This window comes from Curvibacter sp. APW13, assembly GCF_032337135.1.
GTDB lineage: Bacteria > Pseudomonadota > Gammaproteobacteria > Burkholderiales > Burkholderiaceae_C > Allorhodoferax.
Genome location: NZ_JAVXZZ010000002.1, coordinates 655,075 through 674,905 on the forward strand (window position 1 = coordinate 655,075; position 19,831 = coordinate 674,905).

General features: G+C 63.1%; 20 protein-coding genes and 1 tRNA gene. 18 read left to right on the top strand and 3 right to left on the bottom strand.

The annotated features are described in order from the left end of the window. Positions 1 to 11: 11 nt before the first annotated feature. The 7 genes from RQP54_RS11325 to RQP54_RS11355 all read left to right on the top strand — a co-directional run bounded on the left by RQP54_RS11325 (position 12) and on the right by RQP54_RS11355 (position 5,936). On the top strand, positions 12 to 782 hold the full coding sequence (locus tag RQP54_RS11325) for an ABC transporter ATP-binding protein (RefSeq protein WP_315678399.1): 771 nt from the start codon (positions 12 to 14) through the stop codon (positions 780 to 782). Then, positions 779 to 1,504: an ABC transporter ATP-binding protein gene (locus RQP54_RS11330; RefSeq protein WP_315678400.1), complete on the top strand. Its 726-nt coding sequence runs from the start codon at positions 779 to 781 to the stop codon at positions 1,502 to 1,504. Before RQP54_RS11325 ends, RQP54_RS11330 begins: the two co-directional genes overlap by 4 nt. A 91-nt stretch (positions 1,505 to 1,595) precedes the next feature. Next, complete coding sequence (locus RQP54_RS11335) at positions 1,596 to 2,579, top strand: branched-chain amino acid ABC transporter permease (protein ID WP_315678401.1); 984 nt, start codon at positions 1,596 to 1,598, stop codon at positions 2,577 to 2,579. Between the two features lie 144 nt (positions 2,580 to 2,723). Continuing rightward, a complete protein-coding gene (locus RQP54_RS11340) occupies positions 2,724 to 3,791 on the top strand; it encodes a branched-chain amino acid ABC transporter permease (protein WP_315678402.1) in 1,068 nt (355 codons plus the stop codon). 2 nt (positions 3,792 to 3,793) lie between these two features. Then, positions 3,794 to 4,708, top strand: a complete 915-nt coding sequence (locus RQP54_RS11345) for an alpha/beta hydrolase (RefSeq protein WP_315678403.1) — start codon at positions 3,794 to 3,796, stop codon at positions 4,706 to 4,708. A 167-nt stretch (positions 4,709 to 4,875) separates the two neighbouring features. Further along, entirely contained in the window at positions 4,876 to 5,325 is a 450-nt protein-coding gene (locus RQP54_RS11350; RefSeq protein WP_315678404.1) for a hypothetical protein, read from the top strand. Between the two features lie 44 nt (positions 5,326 to 5,369). Continuing rightward, the gene (locus tag RQP54_RS11355) at positions 5,370 to 5,936 is read left to right on the top strand and encodes an SUKH-4 family immunity protein (RefSeq protein ID WP_315678405.1); all 567 of its coding nucleotides are present in this window, start codon (positions 5,370 to 5,372) and stop codon (positions 5,934 to 5,936) included. Between the two features lie 77 nt (positions 5,937 to 6,013). Here RQP54_RS11355 and RQP54_RS11360 read toward each other — a convergent pair whose 3' ends face one another. Continuing rightward, complete coding sequence (locus RQP54_RS11360; RefSeq protein ID WP_315678406.1) at positions 6,014 to 7,816, bottom strand: thiamine pyrophosphate-dependent enzyme; 1,803 nt, start codon at positions 7,814 to 7,816, stop codon at positions 6,014 to 6,016. A gap of 161 nt (positions 7,817 to 7,977) precedes the next feature. Next, entirely contained in the window at positions 7,978 to 8,424 is a 447-nt protein-coding gene (locus RQP54_RS11365; RefSeq protein ID WP_315678407.1) for an SRPBCC family protein, read from the bottom strand. Between the two features lie 131 nt (positions 8,425 to 8,555). Here RQP54_RS11365 and uvrB point away from each other — a divergent pair, with 131 nt between their 5' ends. From uvrB to RQP54_RS11415, 10 genes are all read left to right on the top strand, one after another. After that, complete coding sequence (gene uvrB / locus RQP54_RS11370; RefSeq protein ID WP_315678824.1) at positions 8,556 to 10,676, top strand: excinuclease ABC subunit UvrB; 2,121 nt, start codon at positions 8,556 to 8,558, stop codon at positions 10,674 to 10,676. Between the two features lie 152 nt (positions 10,677 to 10,828). Beyond that, positions 10,829 to 11,365, top strand: coding sequence for a Fe-S cluster assembly transcriptional regulator IscR (iscR, locus tag RQP54_RS11375; RefSeq protein ID WP_315678408.1), 537 nt, complete (start codon positions 10,829 to 10,831; stop codon positions 11,363 to 11,365). Between the two features lie 42 nt (positions 11,366 to 11,407). Further along, a complete protein-coding gene (locus tag RQP54_RS11380) occupies positions 11,408 to 12,628 on the top strand; it encodes an IscS subfamily cysteine desulfurase (protein ID WP_315678409.1) in 1,221 nt (406 codons plus the stop codon). Between the two features lie 38 nt (positions 12,629 to 12,666). After that, on the top strand, positions 12,667 to 13,056 hold the full coding sequence (iscU, locus tag RQP54_RS11385; RefSeq protein ID WP_315678410.1) for a Fe-S cluster assembly scaffold IscU: 390 nt from the start codon (positions 12,667 to 12,669) through the stop codon (positions 13,054 to 13,056). A gap of 56 nt (positions 13,057 to 13,112) precedes the next feature. Continuing rightward, entirely contained in the window at positions 13,113 to 13,436 is a 324-nt protein-coding gene (iscA, locus tag RQP54_RS11390; RefSeq protein ID WP_315678411.1) for an iron-sulfur cluster assembly protein IscA, read from the top strand. Continuing rightward, a complete protein-coding gene (gene hscB, locus RQP54_RS11395; protein WP_315678413.1) occupies positions 13,433 to 13,948 on the top strand; it encodes a Fe-S protein assembly co-chaperone HscB in 516 nt (171 codons plus the stop codon). Before iscA ends, hscB begins: the two co-directional genes overlap by 4 nt. 8 nt (positions 13,949 to 13,956) lie before the next feature. After that, a complete protein-coding gene (hscA, locus tag RQP54_RS11400) occupies positions 13,957 to 15,813 on the top strand; it encodes a Fe-S protein assembly chaperone HscA (protein ID WP_315678415.1) in 1,857 nt (618 codons plus the stop codon). 24 nt (positions 15,814 to 15,837) lie between these two features. Further along, positions 15,838 to 16,176, top strand: a complete 339-nt coding sequence (fdx, locus tag RQP54_RS11405; RefSeq protein ID WP_315678416.1) for an ISC system 2Fe-2S type ferredoxin — start codon at positions 15,838 to 15,840, stop codon at positions 16,174 to 16,176. A gap of 11 nt (positions 16,177 to 16,187) precedes the next feature. Beyond that, positions 16,188 to 16,922 (top strand): DNA polymerase III subunit epsilon, encoded by a 735-nt coding sequence (dnaQ, locus tag RQP54_RS11410; RefSeq protein WP_315678418.1) that lies wholly within the window; start codon positions 16,188 to 16,190, stop codon positions 16,920 to 16,922. Between the two features lie 70 nt (positions 16,923 to 16,992). After that, positions 16,993 to 17,067: transfer RNA gene (locus RQP54_RS11415), tRNA-Val, on the top strand. 75 nt (positions 17,068 to 17,142) lie between these two features. On the opposite strand, the gene RQP54_RS11420 is transcribed toward RQP54_RS11415, so the two are convergent. Further along, positions 17,143 to 17,823: a PilZ domain-containing protein gene (locus tag RQP54_RS11420; protein WP_315678419.1), complete on the bottom strand. Its 681-nt coding sequence runs from the start codon at positions 17,821 to 17,823 to the stop codon at positions 17,143 to 17,145. A 101-nt stretch (positions 17,824 to 17,924) separates the two neighbouring features. Between RQP54_RS11420 and RQP54_RS11425 the strand changes: the two genes are divergently transcribed. Beyond that, on the top strand, positions 17,925 to 19,697 hold the full coding sequence (locus tag RQP54_RS11425) for a methyl-accepting chemotaxis protein (RefSeq protein WP_315678421.1): 1,773 nt from the start codon (positions 17,925 to 17,927) through the stop codon (positions 19,695 to 19,697). The last annotated feature ends 134 nt before the right edge of the window (positions 19,698 to 19,831 follow it).

Consider the following 19,831-nt stretch of genomic DNA (forward strand, 5'->3'; position numbering starts at 1 on the left):
GAACGAAAGCCATGCTGGAAACACAAGATCTGACAGTCCGCTTCGGTGGGCATGTGGCGGTGAACGCGGTATCCACCACGTTTGCACCGGGCACGCTCACGGCCATCGTTGGCCCCAACGGGGCGGGCAAGACCACGTACTTCAACCTGATCTCGGGCCAGATACCGGCCACGCAGGGCAGGGTGTTCCTGGATGGCGAAGAGCTTACGCACGCAAGCCCCTCGGCCCGCACCCGCGCGGGCCTGGGGCGAGCGTTCCAGCTTACCAACTTGTTTCCTTCCCTGAGCGTGCTGGAAAACGTGCGCCTGGCGGTGCAGGCTGCGCACAGCGGCGCGCACCTGCGCGGCCTGAACCTGTGGAGCATCTGGAGTGACCACGTGGGGCTGACCAACCGCGCCCTCGAAATACTGGACGTGGTGGCCATGCGCCACCAGCAGGAGGTGGTGGTGTCCAGCCTGCCGCATGGCGACCAGCGCAAGCTCGAAGTGGCGCTGCTCATGGCGCTGGACGCGCAGGTCTACATGTTTGACGAACCCACGGCCGGCATGAGCCACGACGAGGCGCCAGTCATCCTGAACCTGATCCGCAGGCTGAAGGCCGACAAGACCAAGACGATTCTGCTGGTGGAGCACAAGATGGACGTGGTGCGCGAACTGGCCGACCGCATCATCGTGCTGCACAACGGCACCCTGGTGGCCGACGGCGAACCGGCCACGGTGATCGCATCGAGCGTGGTGCAGGAGGCTTACCTGGGCGTGGCACCGCAGAAGGAGGCCGCATGAGCGACATGCTGCTCGAACTGAAGGGTGTGCACACGCACATCGGGGCGTATCACATCCTGCACGGCGTGGACCTGGCGGTACCCAAGGGCCAGCTCACCATGCTGCTGGGGCGCAATGGTGCCGGCAAGACGACCACGCTGCGCACCATCATGGGCCTGTGGAAGGCCAGCCAAGGCACGGTGGTGTTTGACGGCCAGGACATTACTGCGGCCGCCACCCCCGACATTGCCCAGCGCGACATTGCTTACGTGCCCGAGAACATGGGCATCTTTGCCGACCTGACCGTGGCCGAGAACATGCTGCTGGCGGCCCGCCAGGCCAGCACCGCCGCGCAGATGGACGCCCAGCGGCTGCAATGGATTTACCGCCTGTTCCCCGCGGTGGAGAAGTTCTGGAACCACCCGGCCGGCAAGCTGTCGGGCGGGCAAAAGCAGATGCTGGCGGTGGCCCGTGCCATCGTGGAGCCGCGCAAGCTCCTGATCGTGGACGAGCCCAGCAAGGGACTGGCCCCGGCCATCATCAACAACATGATCGACGCCTTTGCCGAGCTCAAGAAGACCGGCACCACCATCCTGCTGGTGGAACAGAACATCAGCTTCGCCCAGCGCCTGGGCGACCAGGTGGCGGTCATGGATAACGGCCGCGTGGTGCACGCGGGCAGCATGCAGGCACTGAGCGAAGACGCTGCCTTGCAGCAACAACTCCTGGGGCTGGCGCTATGACAAATTACATGAAAAATCGGGCTCCAGCCCGCACAGTTATTGCGCAAGCAGCTAGCAAAAGCATAGCGACTGAACTGCCTGGGGGAAAACCATGACCGGCAAGACATTGGATTGGAAGCCGCTGGCGTTGGTGCCGCTGCTAGCCCTGCTGGCGCTGCCGCTCATCGGCTCGGGCAGCACCTGGGTCACGCTCACGGTGGCCGGGCTGGCCATGGGCATGATCGTGTTCATCATCGCCTCGGGCCTGACGCTGGTGTTCGGCCTGATGGACGTGCTGAACTTCGGCCACGGCGTGTTCATTGCGCTGGGCGCCTTTGTCGCCACCTCGGTCATGGGCGCCATGGGCGACTGGACCGGCTCGGCCGAACTCTGGCGCAACCTGGTGGCGGTGTTCCCGGCCATGTTCGTGGCCATGGCCGTGGCCGGAGCGCTGGGGCTGGCGTTCGAGCGCTTCATCGTGCGGCCGGTGTACGGCCAGCACCTCAAGCAGATCCTCATCACCATGGGCGGCATGATCATTGGCGAGGAGCTCATCAAGGTCATCTGGGGCCCGCTGCAGGTGCCGCTGCCGCTGCCCGAAGCCATGCGTGGCGCGCTCTACCTGGGTGACGCGGCCGTGGAGAAGTACCGCCTGATGGCTGTGGTGGTGGGTCTGGCCGTATTCGGCGTGCTGGTGTGGGTGCTGACGCGCACCAAGGTCGGCCTGCTCATTCGTGCCGGGGTGCAGGACCGCGAGATGGTGGAAAGCCTTGGTTACCGCATCAACCGCCTGTTCGTCGGCGTGTTCGTGGCCGGCAGCGCCCTGGCCGGGCTGGGGGGTGTGATGTGGGGCCTGTACCAGCAGAACGTGACGCCGCAGATGGGCGCGCAGGTCAATGTGCTGATCTTCATTGTCATCATCATCGGCGGGCTCGGTTCCACGGGCGGGGCGCTCATCGGCGCACTGCTAGTGGGGCTGATGGCCAACTACACCGGTTTTCTGGTGCCCAAAGTGGCGCTTTTTTCCAACATTGCGCTCATGGTCGCCATCCTGCTGTGGCGGCCGCAGGGCGTTTATCCGGTGACTAACCGATGAAACACCCCCAGGCTTCGCGCACTGCGTGTGCTGCGCCACCCCCCTTGCAGGGGGCAATGCCAGTGGCCCGGCAAAGCCGGTTCCACGGCACTCCGGACCGTTGCGCCTGCCTGTGTGGCGCTGCATTTTGATGGATCAAACGTTATGCTGAACCGCATTCTTTCCAATGACCTGCCGCGCAGCCGCTGGCTCGCCATTTTGCTGGCCGTGCTGGTGCTGGGCCTGGCGTTTACGCCCTTTGTGTTCCCCGGCGTCAAGGCGCTCAACGTGGCGGCCAAGGTGCTGGTGTTTATCGTGCTGGTGGCCTCGTTCGACCTGCTCTTGGGCTACACCGGCATCGTGAGCTTTGCGCACACCATGTTCTTCGGCATCGGGGCCTATGGCATTGCCATTGCCACCACGCGCCTGGGCGCCACCTGGGAGGCGCTGGCTGTGGGGGTAGGCGCGTCGCTGGTGCTCTCGCTGCTGCTGGCCTGGCTCATCGGCCTGTTTTCACTGCGGGTGCGCGCCATCTTCTTCGCCATGATCACGCTGGCGGTGGCCTCGGCCTTCCTTACGCTGGCCTCGCAGCTGCACGAGTTCACGGGCGGGGAGGATGGCCTGAGCTTCAAGGTGCCCGCCATCCTGTCGCCCAGCTACGAATTCAGCGAGGAGCCATTCCTTGGCGTCACGCTCGATGGCCGTCTGCTGTCGTATTACGTGCTGTTCGTCCTGGCGACGGTGCTGTTTCTGGCGCTCTTACGCATCGTGAACTCGCCCTTCGGCCGGGTGCTGCAGGCCATTCGCGAAAACGAGTTCCGCGCCGAGGCCATTGGCTACCGCGTAGTGGTGTACCGCACCGTGTCCAGCATCCTCTCGGCCCTGTTTGCCACGCTGGCCGGGGCCATGCTGGCGCTCTGGCTGCGCTACAACGGGCCCGATACCTCGCTCTCGTTCGAGATCATGATGGACGTGCTGCTCATCGTCGTCATTGGCGGCATGGGCACGCTCTACGGCGCCATCGTCGGCGCGGTGCTCTTCCTCATTGCCCAGAGCTACCTGCAGGACCTGCTGCGCATTGCCAGCGAAGCCACCGCGGGCCTGCCGTGGCTGGCGGCCTTGCTGTCGCCCGACCGCTGGCTGCTCTGGCTGGGCCTGCTGTTTGTGTTGTCGGTGTATTACTTTCCCACCGGGGTGGTGGGGCGGCTGCGTACCGCGGCGAAGGGAGCTTGAGCATGATCGCTGTCACCACCAACCTGGCCCCGTACCGCTCGGCCTACGCTACTTGTGTGGGCTATGAGCTGCACTACACCGAGTGGGGGCACCCGGAAGCCCCCGTCGTCATTGCCTGGCACGGGCTGGCCCGCACGGGGCGCGACATGGACGAGCTGGCCGATTACCTGGCCGGGCGCGGTTACCGCGTCATCTGCCCCGACACGCTGGGCCGGGGCCTGAGCCAGTGGAGCGTAAGCCCGCAGGAGGAATACTGCCTGCGTTTCTATGCCTGCCTGGCGCGCGAGCTGTTCGACCAGCTGGGCATCACCCAGGCGCATTGGGTCGGCACCTCCATGGGCGGGGCCATCGGTACCGTGGCGGCCGCCGGATTGTTCGAGCCCAGCCTGAAGGGCCGCATCCGCAGCCTGGTGCTCAACGACAACGCGCCGCAGCTGGCGGATGCCGCCATCGCGCGCATCCGCGCCTATGCGGGCCAGCCGCCGGCCTTTGCCACCGTGCGCGAGCTGGAAGCATTCTTCCGCCAGGTCTACGCCCCGTACGGCTGGTTGAGCGACGCCCAGTGGCGTCGACTGACCGAAACCTCGGTGCGCCGCCTGCCCGACGGCCGCGTGACCCCGCACTACGACCCGGCCATGGTGCAGCAGTTCATCGCCCACCCGAACGACTACCTGATCTGGGACCACTACGACCAGGTGCAGGTGCCGGTGCTGTGCCTGCGCGGTGCCGACTCTGACCTGGTGCTGCCGGAAACCGTGGCCCACATGCGCACCCGCGGCCCCGGCACCGCCGGGCGGCTGACGGTGGTGGAAGTGCCCGACTGCGGCCACGCCCCCGCCCTGAACGTGCCCTCGCAGCTGCTGTGCGTGGGCGACTTCCTGGCGCGCTGCGAAGCCGCCGAGCCCAGCGGACCGTGAGGGGTTTGCAGTTGCTACTGAATTAGTAGCTGCCTGCGCTTTAACTGCGAGGGCTGCGGCACAAAAAAAGCAGAAAAAAGCACGGGTAGTGCGGCCTCTGTGGCAGTAACGCGCCCGCGCAGTGGGGCAAGGCACTACCATCGCGTTTTGTCTTTGCCGCCCCCACCATGCTGCTTGCAGTGCTAAGTACCGATTTTTCACACCGCTGGTTTCGCTGGGGTGTTGCGTTCGTTTGCGCTTTGGGGTTACTGGCGGGGTGCGCAAGCACTGCAGTCGTGGAGCACGGCATTCACATCGAAGTCAAAGGCACAGAACCTGTGTACGACATAGCAGTGAGCTATGGTGAGCGTGAAATCAAGTTTGCTGATAAGACAGCAGTTGGAAGTGGATCTTTGTGGAATGCACCGATGCGGATACCCGACAGCATGACCGTTCATTGGACGGTGCATGGTGTACGCAAGAGCGTGGAAGTGTCATTGGTGGGAAAAACGGCAGACGGAGAACGGCTGGCCAAATGGAATCTTGTTTTTGAAGCTGAGCAGCTTGGTGTTTGGCGTGTTGACGACGACCCCAATAGCAAGTACTACTTCAAGAAACCAGTTCAGGTGTTTCCCTGATCGATTTTGAAAGGCGGCGCATCTTGAATTGGAGTCGGTTCGACTTGGTAGCGGAAGCGTTTCCCGTTGACTCGCTCGGGCAAAAGGCGCTGACTCAGGTTAATCGCGACTATCTGCAGCAAGAGGGGCTTCCGGACTTTTGCGCACCGCATTTGTATTTCGGTCCTTTTGGGGGCATCTATTTGCCACCTCTACCGGAGTGGCCTTGGGCAGCCGACTGGAAGGGCTGGCAAGCCTCCGTTTTGTGTGCGCCGCAGGCATATGTGCTGGGGGCGGCGCAACACGAGGAGGCCATCGTACTGATTCCGAATGATTCAGGTGTGTATCTGTTTTCCGAAAGTGGAACTGATTACCGCATGCTAAACAGTAATGTCGATTGTCTGGCAAAGGCCATTTTTGCCTTTGCCGAAATGGCTGAAGCGGCGTGGCGCCATGATGAAAATGCGGTGCCGGAAAGGCGAATTCCTCAAGCTCTCGTGACAGCGTTTTCGGACAAAATTCGGGAGATTGAGCCGCGTATTCCTATCGCCGACTCACTGTGGGTGCAATGGGCAAGTGATAAGAGCAGCAACAACCGAAGCTGCAGTACTGGGGCGTCCCAGGATCACTAGTCTGTCAGAATGCCTGTTATCGGTTGCTACTGATGTAGTAGCGACCTACGCAGTAATTACGAGGGCTTGAGCCTGATTTAACCCTTGGTTTGGCCCTGCTTGACCGCTTCCCAGCGCTGCCGCGCCTCGGCATTGCCGTTGCGGGACTGGATGTAGAGGTTGAGCAGCGCGATCTCGCGGCACTGGTATTCGGGCTCCAGCGAGCACGGCACTTCGATGAGGCGGATGCCGCTGTTCGCGGCCAGGCATTCGCGGTAATAGGTGCTGAAATCGCCAATGGTCTCGCAGCGCCGCGCCTCGCCGCCGTAGGCCTGCACCAGCTTGTGCACGTCGAAGCCGCTGGTGGAGCAGTGGTAGATCGGGCCGTTGCCGCTCTTGCCCAGGTGGAACACGTCGTTGCGCATGTAGACGATGGTCAGTGGCAAGCCTTGCTTTTGCACGTGGATGAGTTCGTTGAGCTGGAAGTGGAAGCCGCCGTCGCCCGTGATGAGCACCACGCGGTCGCTGTGGCCTGCGTCACGCACGGTCTCGGTCGCAATGCGGGCGTAGGGCAGGGCGGTGCCCATGGCGGCGTACCAGGGGTTGGCCAGCCAGTTCACGCCCAGTTGCGTGGCCTTCGGTGCCAGGCCGAAGCTGGCGAAGAAGGAGTTGCCCACCTCGGGCACGAACACGGTGCCGAAGTCCTGTGCGGACTGCAGCCGGTTGATCACATCGGTGAGCACATGGAAGTCCATCTTGGCGTCCGGTGCCAGCGGGGGCGTGCTGCGCTGCGGGGCGGTGTAGGCGTACTGCGGCAGGTCGGCCTGGAGCAGGCCTTGCAGGATGCGCACCAGCTCCTTCTCGCGCGGCACGGTGGACTTGAGCACGGTCTTGTTCGGGAAGTCGGCAATGAAATGGGTGCCGGTCTGGAACGCGCTGGCCGTGTCCTGCGGGATGATGCTGGTGCCCAGGTCCAGCACGTAGTCCACCCGGGTTTCGATATAGGCGCGCAGCTCGGGCGCGCTGAAGGCACCGTTGTAGCCGCCCAGGCACAGCGGGTCGGTCTCGTCCACGGCGCCCTTGGCAAACCAATGGCTGGCGTAGGGGATGCGAAAGCGGCGGCAGAAATCCACCATCAGCTGGGTCAGCTGCGGGTTGCGGCGCACCTGCACACCGAAATACACCAGCGGGTGCTTGGCTGCCTTGAACTTGGCCACGATGTTGTCGAGCACGGCCTGCAGCCCGGCAAAGGGAATCTCGTCGCTCTGCAGCTGGTCCATGGGCGGCAGGCTCAGCGGCTGGGTGAGGGCGAAGACCAGGTTGCGCGGCACCTCGATGAACACCGGCTCACGGTGCAGCCAGGCGTGCTTGACCAGTTCGAAGAAGCGGTAGGCCGAGATGTTGGGCTGGCCGCGGGAACGGTCCCCCTGCAGCCGCTCGGCGCGGAGCCCCAGGGCGGCAAACGAGCGCAGCGCGGCGTCGTATTCGGTGCGCCAGCTGTCACCGGGTTGCACCATGTGGTGGATGCTGGTCTGGTGCACCTCGTCTTCACCCGGTGCGCCCGAGATGAACACCACCGGCAGGCCCTCGGTCTTGGCCAGCGCGGCGGCGGTGGAGCAGGGCAGCGAGCCCACGGTGTAGGTGGTCAGGCAAAAGCCCATGCCTTGCACTTCGGCCTGCGCACAGGCGCAAAAGCCCGCGTGCATTTCATTGCTGGACGGGGAAACGGTCAGGCCACCCTGGTCCAGCGCAGCAATCAGGTTGGCGGCAAAGTCGCCGCCCACGCCATAGACCGTGTCGGCCCCGAAGTGGCGGATGATGCCGCGCATGGCCTCGCCCAGGGTCACCAGGGATTGCTGGTAGGCGGTACCGAAATTCTGTTCGTAGGGCGTGGGGGTCATGCGGTGCATCCGGTGTGGTGGGGATGCAGCCGATTATTCGGCCCGCGGCATGCACGCGGTGGGCGTTATGGGGTGCTTGTAGGGTGTTTGGTGCGCATTTGGTGCATTCGAATGGATTTCAATGCACTGAAATTCAGTTCTTGATCCAGGTCATGCATTGTTTAGCCTGGTATGTCGGGCTCGACCAGTGCCGCCAATTGCTGTAGCGATTCCTGCCAGCCCAGATAGCAGCTTTCAAGCGGTATGGCGTCGGGAACGCCGCTTTGCGCGATGCTGATTTCGGTGCCGCAGACCACCGCCTTCAGGTCGACCGTGACTTCCATGACACCGGGCAGGGCCGGGTCGTCAAAGTGGTCGGTGTAGCGGATGCGCTGGCCAGGTACCAGCTCGTGGTACTCACCGCCAAACGAATGGCTGTGGCCGGTACCGAAGTTGTGGAAGGACATGCGGAAGGTGCCGCCCACCTTGGCTTCCATGTGCTCGACCCGGCAGGTGAACCCGTGGGGCGGCAACCACTTGGCCATGGCCATGGGTTCCACAAAGGCGCGGTACAGCTTGTCGGGGGTGGTGCGCAGCACGCGGTGCAGGCGGATGGTGCGGTCAGACATGGCAGGGCTCCTGGCAGTGGTTGCAGGGCGCAGCATAGTGCCGGTGGCCAAACCCGACACGCGGGCAAGGTGTTCGCCGAGGCGCGGCGGGGAACTGTATGAAAATCACTCCTTTGCCCACGCGTCCATCCATGTCGTCCATTCCCGCGCCTGTTCTTGAAGAGTCTCCAGCACCTGCGGGTGGAACCTTTGTCCGCTTCGAAGGCTCCCCCTTCGAGCTGTACCAGCCCTATCCCCCGGCGGGTGACCAACCGGAGGCCATCGACCAATTGGTGGAAGGGGTGAATGATGGCGAGGTCTACCAGATATTGCTTGGAGTGACGGGCTCGGGCAAGACCTTCACCATGGCCAACGTGATCGCCCGTCTGGGGCGACCGGCCATCGTCTACGCGCCCAACAAGACGCTGGCTGCGCAGCTCTATAGCGAGTTTCGCGAGTTCTTCCCCAAGAACGCAGTCGAGTACTTTGTGAGCTACTACGACTACTACCAGCCCGAGGCCTACGTGCCGCAGCGCGACCTGTTCATCGAGAAGGACAGCGCCATCAACGAGCACATCGAGCAGATGCGCTTGAGCTGCACCAAGAGCATCCTGGAGCGGCGCGACGTGGTCATCGTGGCCACGGTGTCGGCCATCTACGGCATCGGCCAGCCCGAGAGTTACCACCAGATGGTGATGACGCTGCGCGTTGGGGACAAGATGGGGCAGCGCGACGTGATCGCCCAGCTGGTGCGCATGCAGTACCAGCGCAACGACATGGACTTTTCGCGCGGCGCCTTCCGCGTGCGCGGCGACACCATCGACATCTTTCCGGCCGAGCACAGCGAAATGGCGGTGCGCATCGAGCTGTTCGACGACGAGATCGAGACCCTGCAGCTGTTCGACCCGCTCACCGGTCGGGTGCGGCAGAAGATTCCGCGCTTTACCGTGTACCCCAGCAGCCACTACGTGACCCCGCGCGAGCAGGTGCTGGCGGCGGTGGAAACCATCAAGGTCGAGCTGGCGGATCGCCTCAAGGAGCTCGTGGCGAATGGCAAGCTGGTGGAGGCGCAGCGGCTGGAGCAGCGTACGCGGTTTGACCTGGAAATGCTCAGCGAAGTGGGGCACTGCAAGGGCATTGAGAACTACACGCGCCATTTGTCGGGTGCGGCACCGGGTGAACCACCGGCCACACTGACCGACTACCTGCCCAAGGACTCGGTCATGTTCATGGACGAGAGCCACGTGCTCATCGGCCAGTTTGGCGGCATGTACAACGGCGATCGCTCGCGCAAGACCACGCTGGTGGAGTACGGCTTTCGCCTGCCCAGCGCGCTGGACAACCGCCCGCTCAAGTTCGAGGAGTTCGAGAAGAAGATGCGTCAAGCCATCTTCGTCTCGGCCACACCGGCCCAGTGGGAGCTGGACCATGCGGGCAAGGTGGTGGAGCAGGTGGTGCGCCCCACCGGCCTGGTGGACCCGGTGGTGGAGGTGCGCCCGGCATCGAGTCAGGTGGACGATGTGCTGCAGGAAATCCGCCTGCGGGTGGAAGCGGGCGAGCGCGTGCTCATCACCACGCTGACCAAGAAGATGGCCGAGCAGCTGACCGAGTACCTGACCGAGAACGGCGTGAAGGTGCGCTACCTGCACAGCGACGTGGATACGGTGGAACGGGTGGAAATCATCCGCGACCTGCGCCTGGGCGCCTTTGACGTGCTGGTGGGCATCAACCTGCTGCGCGAAGGCCTGGACATACCTGAGGTGTCGCTGGTGGCGATTCTGGACGCGGACAAGGAAGGTTTCCTGCGTTCCGAGCGTTCACTGATTCAGACCATTGGCCGCGCTGCGCGCAACCTGAACGGCAAGGCCATCTTGTATGCCGACCGCGTGACCGACTCCATGGACCGCGCCATGAAGGAGACCGAGCGCCGCCGCACCAAGCAGGTGGCGCACAACCTGGCCCATGGCATTACCCCGCGTGGCGTGGTGAAGCAGGTGCGTGACCTGATTGACGGCGTCTACAGCGAAGCCGCGGGCAAGGAGATCGAGAAGCTGGAGCGCGCGGCGCAGCAGCGGGCCGCAGCGCAGGAGCTCAGCGAGAAGGATGTGGCACGCGAGATCAAGCGCCTGGAAAAGCTCATGATGGAGCATGCCCGCAACCTCGAATTCGAGCAGGCGGCTCGGGTGCGCGACCAGCTGGCGATCCTGAAGGAGCAGGCTTTTGGTGGGCCGGGCCACGACAACGTGGTGGCGCTGGTGCCAGGAAAGCCCTGAGCTTGCTAGCGAATTGGTAGCTGCTTGCGCAATGGCTGCGCGGGCTAGCGGCCAAAAACGCGGGCAAAAATAAACCCGAGTAAATTCCTCGGGTTTGTGCTATACTTGACTGCGTTAGTCAACTAACGACTTGCCGTCAAGGAGTACATTGTATGCGACTCACCACCAAAGGCCGTTTTGCCGTTACCGCCATGATCGATCTGGGGCTGCGCCAAGAGAGCGGCCCCGTCACGCTCGCGGCCATCAGCCAGCGCCAGCAAATCTCCCTGTCCTACCTGGAACAGCTGTTCGGCAAGCTGCGCCGCAACGAACTGGTGGAGTCCACCCGTGGTCCCGGCGGCGGGTATACGCTGGCCCGTGCTGCCAAGGACATCACAGTTGCGCAGATCATCACCTCGGTCGACGAGCCGCTGGACGCTACCCACTGCGGCGGCAAGGAAAACTGCCAGGGCGTGGGCGAGCGCTGCATGACGCACGATCTGTGGACTTCGCTCAATGCCCGCATGGTCGAGTTCCTTGACTCCGTCACCCTGCAGAAGCTGGTGGAAGACCAGCTGGCCAAGGGGTTGGAAGTGGAAGACAAGCCCAGCCTCAAGCGCGCCATTACCGCCATGCCGGTCAACAAGATTGTGCGTGCCAACACACCCAACTCGGTGTTTGCGTTAGGCGGCACGTTGGTCAAGTCTTGAGCGACCGGCTCCAGTTTCATTGATTCGATAGTCAGGTTTTCTATGAGCGAAACGCCACATTTCCCCATCTACATGGACTACAGCGCCACCAACCCGTGCGACGAGCGCGTGGTGGACGCCATGGTGCCGTGGCTGCGCAACCATTTCGGCAACCCGGCGTCCCGCAGCCATGCCTGGGGCTGGGAAGCCGAGGCGGCCGTGGAGAAGGCGCGCGAGCAGGTGGCAGCCCTCATTGGTGCCGACCCGCGCGAAATCGTCTGGACCTCGGGTGCGACGGAGTCGAACAACCTCGCGCTCAAGGGTGCGGCGCACTTCTACCAGAGCAAGGGCAAGCACCTCATTACCGTCAAGACCGAGCACAAGGCGGTGCTCGACACCTGCCGCGAACTGGAGCGCCAGGGCTTCGAGGTGACCTACCTGGACGTGCAGGAAGACGGTCTGGTGAACCTGGATGCCTTCAAGGCCGCCATTCGCCCCGACACCATCCTGGCCAGCGTGATGTTCGTGAACAACGAGATCGGTGTCATCCAGGACATCGCAGCCATTGGTGCCATCTGCCGCGAAAAGGGTGTGCTGTTCCATGTGGACGCTGCCCAGGCTACGGGCCGGGTCGCGTTCGACGTGAGCAAACTGCCCGTGGACCTGATGAGCCTGACTTCGCACAAGACCTATGGCCCCAAGGGCATCGGCGCGCTGTTTGTGCGCCGCAAGCCGCGCGTGCGCCTGGAAGCCCAGATGCACGGCGGTGGCCACGAGCGCGGCATGCGCAGCGGCACCCTGCCCACGCACCAGATCGTGGGCATGGGCGAGGCCTACCGCATCGCCAAGGAAGAGATGGCGGTGGAGAACGCCCGCATCCAGAAACTGCACGATCGCCTGCTCAAGGGCCTGCAGGGCATCGAGCAGGTGTTCATCAACGGCCACCTGGAAAAGCGCGTGCCGCACAACCTGAACATCAGCTTCAACTACGTGGAAGGCGAGTCGCTGATCATGGGCATTAAGGGCCTCGCGGTGTCGAGCGGCTCCGCCTGTACCTCCGCCAGCCTGGAACCCAGCTACGTGTTGCGCGCCCTGGGTCGCAGTGACGAACTTGCCCACAGCAGCCTGCGCATCACCATCGGCCGCTGGACCACCGAAGCTGATATCGACTACGCCATCGAGACCATCACCAAGAACGTGGCGCGTCTGCGTGAGCTGAGCCCCTTGTGGGACATGTACAAGGAAGGTATCGACCTGTCGACCATCCAGTGGGCTGCGCACTGACGCACCCGGTTTGAAATTGCATTGAAGAGGTAATCACCATGGCCTATTCTGAAAAAGTCGTTGACCACTATGAAAACCCCCGCAACGTCGGCTCCTTTGACAAGGGCGACGAGTCGGTAGGCACCGGCATGGTCGGTGCACCCGCCTGCGGCGACGTGATGAAGCTGCAGATCAAGGTGAATCCGCAGACCGGCGTGATTGAAGACGCACGCTTCAAGACCTATGGCTGCGGCTCCGCCATTGCGTCGAGCTCGCTGGTGACCGAATGGGTCAAGGGCAAGACGCTCGATGAGGCGGCGGCTCTCAAAAACAGCCAGATCGCCGAGGAATTGGCGCTGCCCCCTGTCAAAATCCATTGCTCCATCCTGGCCGAAGACGCCATCAAGGCCGCCGTGGACGACTACAAGAAGAAGCACGTCACCGCCTGATTGCGCCAGCACGGCCCCACGGGGCCGCGTCTCTTTCCCTGGATTCCTGAACCCTTATGGCTATCACCCTGACCGAAGCTGCCGCACGGCATGTCAACCGCTACCTCACCAAGCGTGGCAAGGGCGTGGGCGTGCGCCTGGGCGTCAAGACCACCGGCTGCTCGGGCTTGGCCTACCAATTGGAATACGTGGACGAGATTGCGGCCGAAGACCTGGTGTTCGAGGGGCATGGCGTCAAGGTGCTGGTGGACCCGAAGAGCTTGGCCTACCTGGATGGCACCCAGCTCGACTTCGTGCGCGAAGGGCTCAACGAAGGCTTTCGCTTCAACAACCCCAACGAGCGCGACAAGTGCGGTTGCGGTGAGTCTTTCCGCGTGTGAACCTGCAGTCTGACGATTTCACGCTGTTTGGCCTGCAACGCAGCTTCCAGCAGGATGCGGCGCGCATTGACGCCAGTTGGAAAGACCTGCAGCGCCAGGCCCACCCCGACCGCTTTGTTTCCGAAGGTGCCAGTGCCCAACGCCTGGCCATGCAGTGGTCGGTACGCATCAACGAGGCCCATCAGCGCCTGAAGGACCCGGTCAAGCGGGCCGCCTTGCTGTGCGAACTGGGTGGGCACCCCATCGCTGCCCATACCAATACGGCCATGCCGGCCGCCTTCCTGATGCAGCAGATGGAGTGGCGCGAGGCCTTGGAAGAGGCGGATTCGCTGGAGGCGGTGGAAGCGTTGCACGACGAGGTGCGGGCGTTTCACCAATCCCAAATCGCGCAGCTGCAGACACTGATCGATGAGCGCCAGGACTATGCAAGTGCTGCGCAAGTCGTGCGTGGTCTGATGTTTGTCGAGAAGTTTTTGCTGGACATGGATGCCGTGTTCGAGCGCTACGAGTAACAAGTTCCATGGCTCTACTGCAGATTTCCGAACCCGGCCAGTCGCCCAACCCGCACCAGCGGCGCATTGCCGTGGGCATTGACCTGGGCACCACCCATTCGCTGGTCGCTTCGGTGCGCCACGGCGTGGCCGAATGCCTGCCCGATGCCGAAGGCCATGTCATCGTTCCTTCCGTGGTGCGCTACCTTGAAGGCGGTGGAAGGGTGATTGGGCGCAAGGCGCAGGAGCAGCAGGTACTGGACCCGCAGAACACCATTGCTTCGGTCAAGCGTTTCATGGGGCGCTCGCTGCGCGACGTCGCGCACGCCGACAAACTGCCTTACCGTTTCGTGGACCACCCGGGCATGTTGGGTATCGATACCGTGGCGGGCGAAAAGTCGCCGGTGGAGGTCAGTGCGGACATCCTGGCCACGCTGCGCTACCAGGCCGAAGACACCTTCAACGACGACCTGTTCGGCGCGGTGATCACCGTGCCAGCCTATTTCGACGACGCCCAGCGCCAGGCCACCAAGGACGCGGCCGAACTGGCCGGGCTCAAGGTGCTGCGCCTCATCAACGAACCCACCGCGGCTGCCATCGCCTACGGGCTGGACAACGCCAGTGAGGGCGTTTACGCCGTCTACGACCTCGGCGGTGGCACCTTCGACATCTCCATCCTGCGCCTGAGCCAGGGCGTGTTCCAGGTGCTGGCCACCGGCGGGGACTCCGCGCTCGGTGGAGATGACTATGACGAAGCGCTGGCCGACTGGGTGGTGCAGCAGACCGGTGCCCAGGTACAGGGGCCCGCCGACAAGGCCGCGCTCAAGCGCGCCGCCCGCGCGGCCAAGGAAGCACTTTCTGCTACGGAAAAAGTAGCGTTTCACGCAGTACTGACGGGGGCTGAAGTGCATTTTGAGGTGCAACGCAGCCAGTTTGAAGAGGCCACCCGTGCGCTCACGGACCGCACCATGACCGCGGTGCGCCGCGCCTTGCGTGACGCCAAGCTGTCCAAGGACGAAGTGCAGGGCGTGGTCATGGTGGGCGGCTCCACCCGCATGCCGCAGGTGCAGTCCGCCGTGGGCGCGTTCTTTGGCAAGCCACCGTTGGTCAACCTCAACCCCGACGAGGTGGTGGCCCTGGGCGCAGCCATCCAGGCCAACCAGCTCGCAGGCAACAACGCTGCGGGCGACTTGCTGCTGCTGGACGTGATTCCGCTGTCGCTGGGCGTGGAGACCATGGGCGGGCTGGTGGAGCGCATCGTGCCGCGCAACCAGACCATCCCGATTTCCATGGCGCAGGACTTCACCACCTACAAGGACGGCCAGACCGCGCTGGCCTTGCACGTGGTGCAGGGCGAACGCGACCTGGTGGCCGACTGCCGCAGCCTGGCCCGCTTCGAGTTGCGCGGCATTCCGCCCATGGCAGCCGGTGCGGCGCGCATCCGTGTCACATTCGCGGTGGATGCCGATGGGCTGCTGCAGGTGAGCGCGAAGGAGCAGGGCAGTGGTGTGGAGGCCAGCATTGCGGTCAAGCCCAGCTACGGCCTAGGCGACGAGCAGATTGCCCGCATGCTGCAGGAGAGTTTCACCACGGCCCAGGCCGACATGCAGGCACGGGCACTGGTGGAGGCCCGGGTGGATGCCGAGCGCCTGCGCATGGCCACCGACAGCGCCCTGGCGGCCGATGGCGACCTGCTGGACGCCGACGATCTGGAGCGCATCCGTGCCGCCATGTCCCAACTGCAGGTACAAGAAGCGGGCTCGGATGCCGCAGCCATTGAGGCTGCCAGCAAGGCCTTGGCTGCCGCCACTGAGGGTTTTGCCGCCTTGCGCATGAACCGCGGCATTGCCCAGGCCCTGGCCGGCAAGAACGTGGCTGCGTTGTAATACTCTCTTTACGAACCTATTGGCATGACCACCATCCGCGTCCTCCCCCATCCCGAATACTGCCCACAAGGCGCGAGCATCAGCGCGCCGGTGGGCAGCACCATCTGTGAAGCCCTGTTGGAAAACGGGATCAAGATCGAGCACGCCTGTGACATGAGCTGTGCCTGCACCACCTGCCACGTGGTGGTGCGCGAGGGCTTCAATTCCCTGTCCGAGCAGGAAGAGGTGGAGGAAGACCTGCTGGACCGCGCCTGGGGCCTGGAGCCGAATTCGCGCCTGAGCTGCCAGGCCATCATCGCCAATACCGACCTGGTGGTGGAGATTCCCAAGTACTCGATCAACCACGCCAAAGAGAACCACTAAAGGGGTTTCCCATGCGTCAGGTATTTCTCGACACCGAAACCACCGGACTGGACCCGAACACGGGTGACCGCATCGTCGAAATCGGTTGCGTGGAGCTGGTCAAGCGCAAGCTCACCGGCAACAACCTGCACATCTACCTCAACCCCGAGCGCGACATGCCCGAGGAGGCCGAGCGCATCCACGGGCTCTCGAGCGAGTTCCTGGCCGACAAGCCCAAGTTTGCCGAGGTGGTCGACCAGTTTCTCGACTATGTGGACGGGGCCGAGATCATCATCCACAACGCCGACTTCGACGTCGGCTTTCTCAACGCGGAGCTGAAGCGTCTGGGGCGCACCCCGTTTCCCACCCATGTGAGCGGTATCGTGGACTCCTTGGCCATGGCCAAGGAGATGTTCCCGGGCAAGCGCAACAGCCTGGACGCCTTGTGTTCCCGCCTGGAAGTGGACAACTCCGGGCGCAAGTTCCACGGCGCCTTGCTCGACGCCGAGCTGCTGGCCGATGTCTATGTGAACATGACCCGTGGGCAGGACGCGCTGCTCATGGATGCCGGACCTTCCAGTGCCAGCGGCACCGAGGCGGGGCTCGGCGGAGGGCAGGCGATCGACCTGTCCGCTTTCGACCTGCCGGTGCTGCAGGCCAACGCGCAGGAGCTGGCCGCGCACGACGACGTGCTGGCGCAGATCGACAAGGGATCGGGTGGCAAAACCGTGTGGCGCAAGCACGAACCCTTGCCCGCTGCGCCATAAAATTGCTGATCCGTACGGAAAAGTGGCCCGAAATCTGTATATAATGCGAGGCTTACCTGATACGAATTCAGGGCGGTTAGCTCAGGGGTAGAGCACCACATTCACACTGTGGGGGTCGCAGGTTCGAAGCCTGCACCGCCCACCAAATTGAACCGATCAGTTTGGTGACTTGAAAAGGACTTGCAACAGCAAGTCCTTTTTTGTTTTTGGCGACTGTGTTTTATGCGTTGGCGCCGCGTTGGGTCTGGGTCACGTAGCCCAGCGCCATCTTGTCCTGCGCAGTGGCGCCGACGAAAGCCACACCGGAGCACACGGTGTTGTCTGCAGCGATGCGGTTGGTATGGCAGATCCTGCCTTTCAGGTGCACGCTGACCTCCGTGCCCTCGACGTCGAGCAGCATGTCTATGCCGATGTCTTCTCCTACCGCACCGATAGGGGCTGGTGTGTTCAGCATGGCGCCGGCGGTACTCAGGTCTACCAGCATGGCGCCAAGCACGGCACCCTGGGCCAGTTTCACCTGGGTTGGCCAATTCATCTTCACCCGCATCGATTGGCGTACCAGCTGGGCGTCGACGGAGGTCGGGTAGGCGAGCAGGGTATAGACGAATGGCTTTTCGAACGTCTGCAGCACCTTGCTCACAAATGAGAACTCGTACTGGCCGGTAAAGCCGCGCACCACACAGACCTCGCCTTCGGTCAGGCCAGTCTGCTCGGCATCGGCCCCGATCGGCCCCACCATGACTCCCTTGCTTTCGATCGCGCCGATGTACTGCGATTCCTTCTTGCTGGTGCCTTCCACCAGGCGGCGTGTCTGCAAGGCCATGCCGGCGCGCAGGCCCAGCTGCTTGAGAGGGATGCGCAGGTTCTGTGGGGCGGTTGAGGGATGGGTAGTGTCAGACATTAGGGAAACAATGGGGTTGGCACTGCGCGATTATGGCTACCATGCCTGTCTGGGAAAAGCTGCTGATGCTTTCTTTTCGATGCTTGGAATAGGGGACGACGATGAAATTGAGAACGCAGATTCTAGGGTTGGGGTTGGTCGGCGTGCTGGTCAGCCTGTTGGTCGGTGGTGTCGGGCTGATCAATGCCAAGCGTATCGGCAGTGCGTTCGAGGAGTCGGTCAACACCAGTCTCATTCTGAGCAAGAGCCAGAGCGCAGACATGATGCACGATGCGATCCGTGGTGATGTGATGCTTTCTATCCTCCATGCCCAGAAAAGCTATGACGCAGGGATGGCTGAGGCGGAGAAGGCGCTTGCTGAGCACTCCAAGGAATTCCAGGGCAACATTGCCGAGATCGAGAGCATGGCGATTTCCGACGCGGTTCGCGCTGCATTGGTAAAGACAAAACCATTGATCCAAGCCTATATGGAGGCGGCAGTCAAGGTCCAGCAGACCGCCCGTACCGATGTGGCGTCCGCCGAAATGAAGATGGGCGCGTTCAACAATGCGTTCAAGGAGCTCGAGGACGCGATGGAGGTCCTGAGCGATACGATCAGCAAGGAGGTTGAGGCCCTGTCGCAGGACACCCGCACACGTGTGGAGCGGGCGGTGATCGTGGTAGCCATCGGTATATTGGGGGGGGCGGTAGCACTCCTGGCGGCGGGATGGTGGCTTGCCGGGCATGTTTCCCGCCCAATCGAATTGGCCGTGCGGGTGTCGGACCAGATCGCATCGGGTGATCTGACGGCACAGATCGAGGTCCAGGGCAATCAGGAGTCCGTTCGTCTGCTGGAAACCATGGGCAGGATGCAGACGAGTTTTGCGCACATCGTTGAATCGATCAAGAGCAGTGCCAACAGTGTGGCTTCGGCCTCCGCCGAAATCGCCCAAGGCAACAACGACCTCTCTGCCCGCACCGAACAGCAGGCCGCCGCTATTGAGGAAACCAACGCCTCCATGAGCGAACTTGGCGGCACCGTCAACCAGAACGCCGACGCCGCCCGCCAGGCCAACCAGCTCGCCACCAACGCATCGAGCGTCGCCGTCCAGGGCGGTGAAGTCGTCGGCCGGGTCGTCGACACCATGAAGGACATCAACGACTCCAGCCGCAAGATCGCCGACATCATCTCGGTGATTGACGGCATCGCCTTCCAGACCAACATCCTGGCGCTGAACGCTGCGGTCGAAGCCGCCCGTGCCGGAGAACAGGGCCGTGGCTTTGCGGTGGTGGCCTCCGAAGTACGTGCCCTGGCCGGACGCTCGGCCGAAGCCGCCAAGGAAATCAAGGCCCTGATCACTGCCAGTGTGGAAAAGGTCGAACACGGCACCACCCTGGTGGACCAGGCCGGCAGCACCATGACCGAAGTCGTGGCCTCGATCCAGCGCGTCACCGACATCATGGGCGAGATCAGCGCGGCGAGCAACGAACAGAGCCTGGGCGTGAGCCAGATCAGCGAGGCCATTGGCTCCATGGACCAGACCACGCAGCAGAACGCGGCCTTGGTCGAAGAGATGGCTGCTGCGGCGTCGAGCCTCAAATCCCAGGCGCAGGAACTGGTGCAGACCGTGGCGGTGTTCAAGCTGGCTGACGGCCACCAGGCCCCGAGCAAGATGCAGGTGCGTGCACCGAACTCCAGTGCCAAGCCCTTCGCCGGCCCCGAGCGACGCGAAAGCGCCATCCCCAAGGGGGCTGCTGCCCGTGCCCACACCCCGCCCCCGAAGCCAGCACCGAAGTCCGTGCCCAAGCCGGCAGCGAAGCCGACCCAGATCGCTGCAGCCAAGCCCACACACAAGGCGGCTGCCGGGGAAGACGAGGGCTGGGAGACTTTCTGATACTGCTGGCTGCACGCCAAAAAAGGCCTCTAGCCCGCGAAAAATCTGCGCAAGGCGCTAGCAATTTGCTAGCGCCTTGTTTTTTTGTGGCTTGATCGACGCCATGGTTTCAGGGAAAACCCCAGGCCTTTAGC

Coding starts and splice junctions, on each gene's coding strand:
- RQP54_RS11325 (WP_315678399.1), top strand. CDS start 12: ATGCTGGAAACACAAGATCTGACAGTCCGCTTCGGTGGGCATGTGGCG.
- RQP54_RS11330 (WP_315678400.1), top strand. CDS start 779: ATGAGCGACATGCTGCTCGAACTGAAGGGTGTGCACACGCACATCGGG.
- RQP54_RS11335 (WP_315678401.1), top strand. CDS start 1,596: ATGACCGGCAAGACATTGGATTGGAAGCCGCTGGCGTTGGTGCCGCTG.
- RQP54_RS11340 (WP_315678402.1), top strand. CDS start 2,724: ATGCTGAACCGCATTCTTTCCAATGACCTGCCGCGCAGCCGCTGGCTC.
- RQP54_RS11345 (WP_315678403.1), top strand. CDS start 3,794: ATGATCGCTGTCACCACCAACCTGGCCCCGTACCGCTCGGCCTACGCT.
- RQP54_RS11350 (WP_315678404.1), top strand. CDS start 4,876: ATGCTGCTTGCAGTGCTAAGTACCGATTTTTCACACCGCTGGTTTCGC.
- RQP54_RS11360 (WP_315678406.1), bottom strand. CDS start 7,816: ATGACCCCCACGCCCTACGAACAGAATTTCGGTACCGCCTACCAGCAA.
- RQP54_RS11365 (WP_315678407.1), bottom strand. CDS start 8,424: ATGTCTGACCGCACCATCCGCCTGCACCGCGTGCTGCGCACCACCCCC.
- uvrB (WP_315678824.1), top strand. CDS start 8,556: ATGTCGTCCATTCCCGCGCCTGTTCTTGAAGAGTCTCCAGCACCTGCG.
- iscR (WP_315678408.1), top strand. CDS start 10,829: ATGCGACTCACCACCAAAGGCCGTTTTGCCGTTACCGCCATGATCGAT.
- RQP54_RS11380 (WP_315678409.1), top strand. CDS start 11,408: ATGAGCGAAACGCCACATTTCCCCATCTACATGGACTACAGCGCCACC.
- iscU (WP_315678410.1), top strand. CDS start 12,667: ATGGCCTATTCTGAAAAAGTCGTTGACCACTATGAAAACCCCCGCAAC.
- iscA (WP_315678411.1), top strand. CDS start 13,113: ATGGCTATCACCCTGACCGAAGCTGCCGCACGGCATGTCAACCGCTAC.
- hscA (WP_315678415.1), top strand. CDS start 13,957: ATGGCTCTACTGCAGATTTCCGAACCCGGCCAGTCGCCCAACCCGCAC.
- fdx (WP_315678416.1), top strand. CDS start 15,838: ATGACCACCATCCGCGTCCTCCCCCATCCCGAATACTGCCCACAAGGC.
- dnaQ (WP_315678418.1), top strand. CDS start 16,188: ATGCGTCAGGTATTTCTCGACACCGAAACCACCGGACTGGACCCGAAC.
- RQP54_RS11420 (WP_315678419.1), bottom strand. CDS start 17,823: ATGTCTGACACTACCCATCCCTCAACCGCCCCACAGAACCTGCGCATC.
- RQP54_RS11425 (WP_315678421.1), top strand. CDS start 17,925: ATGAAATTGAGAACGCAGATTCTAGGGTTGGGGTTGGTCGGCGTGCTG.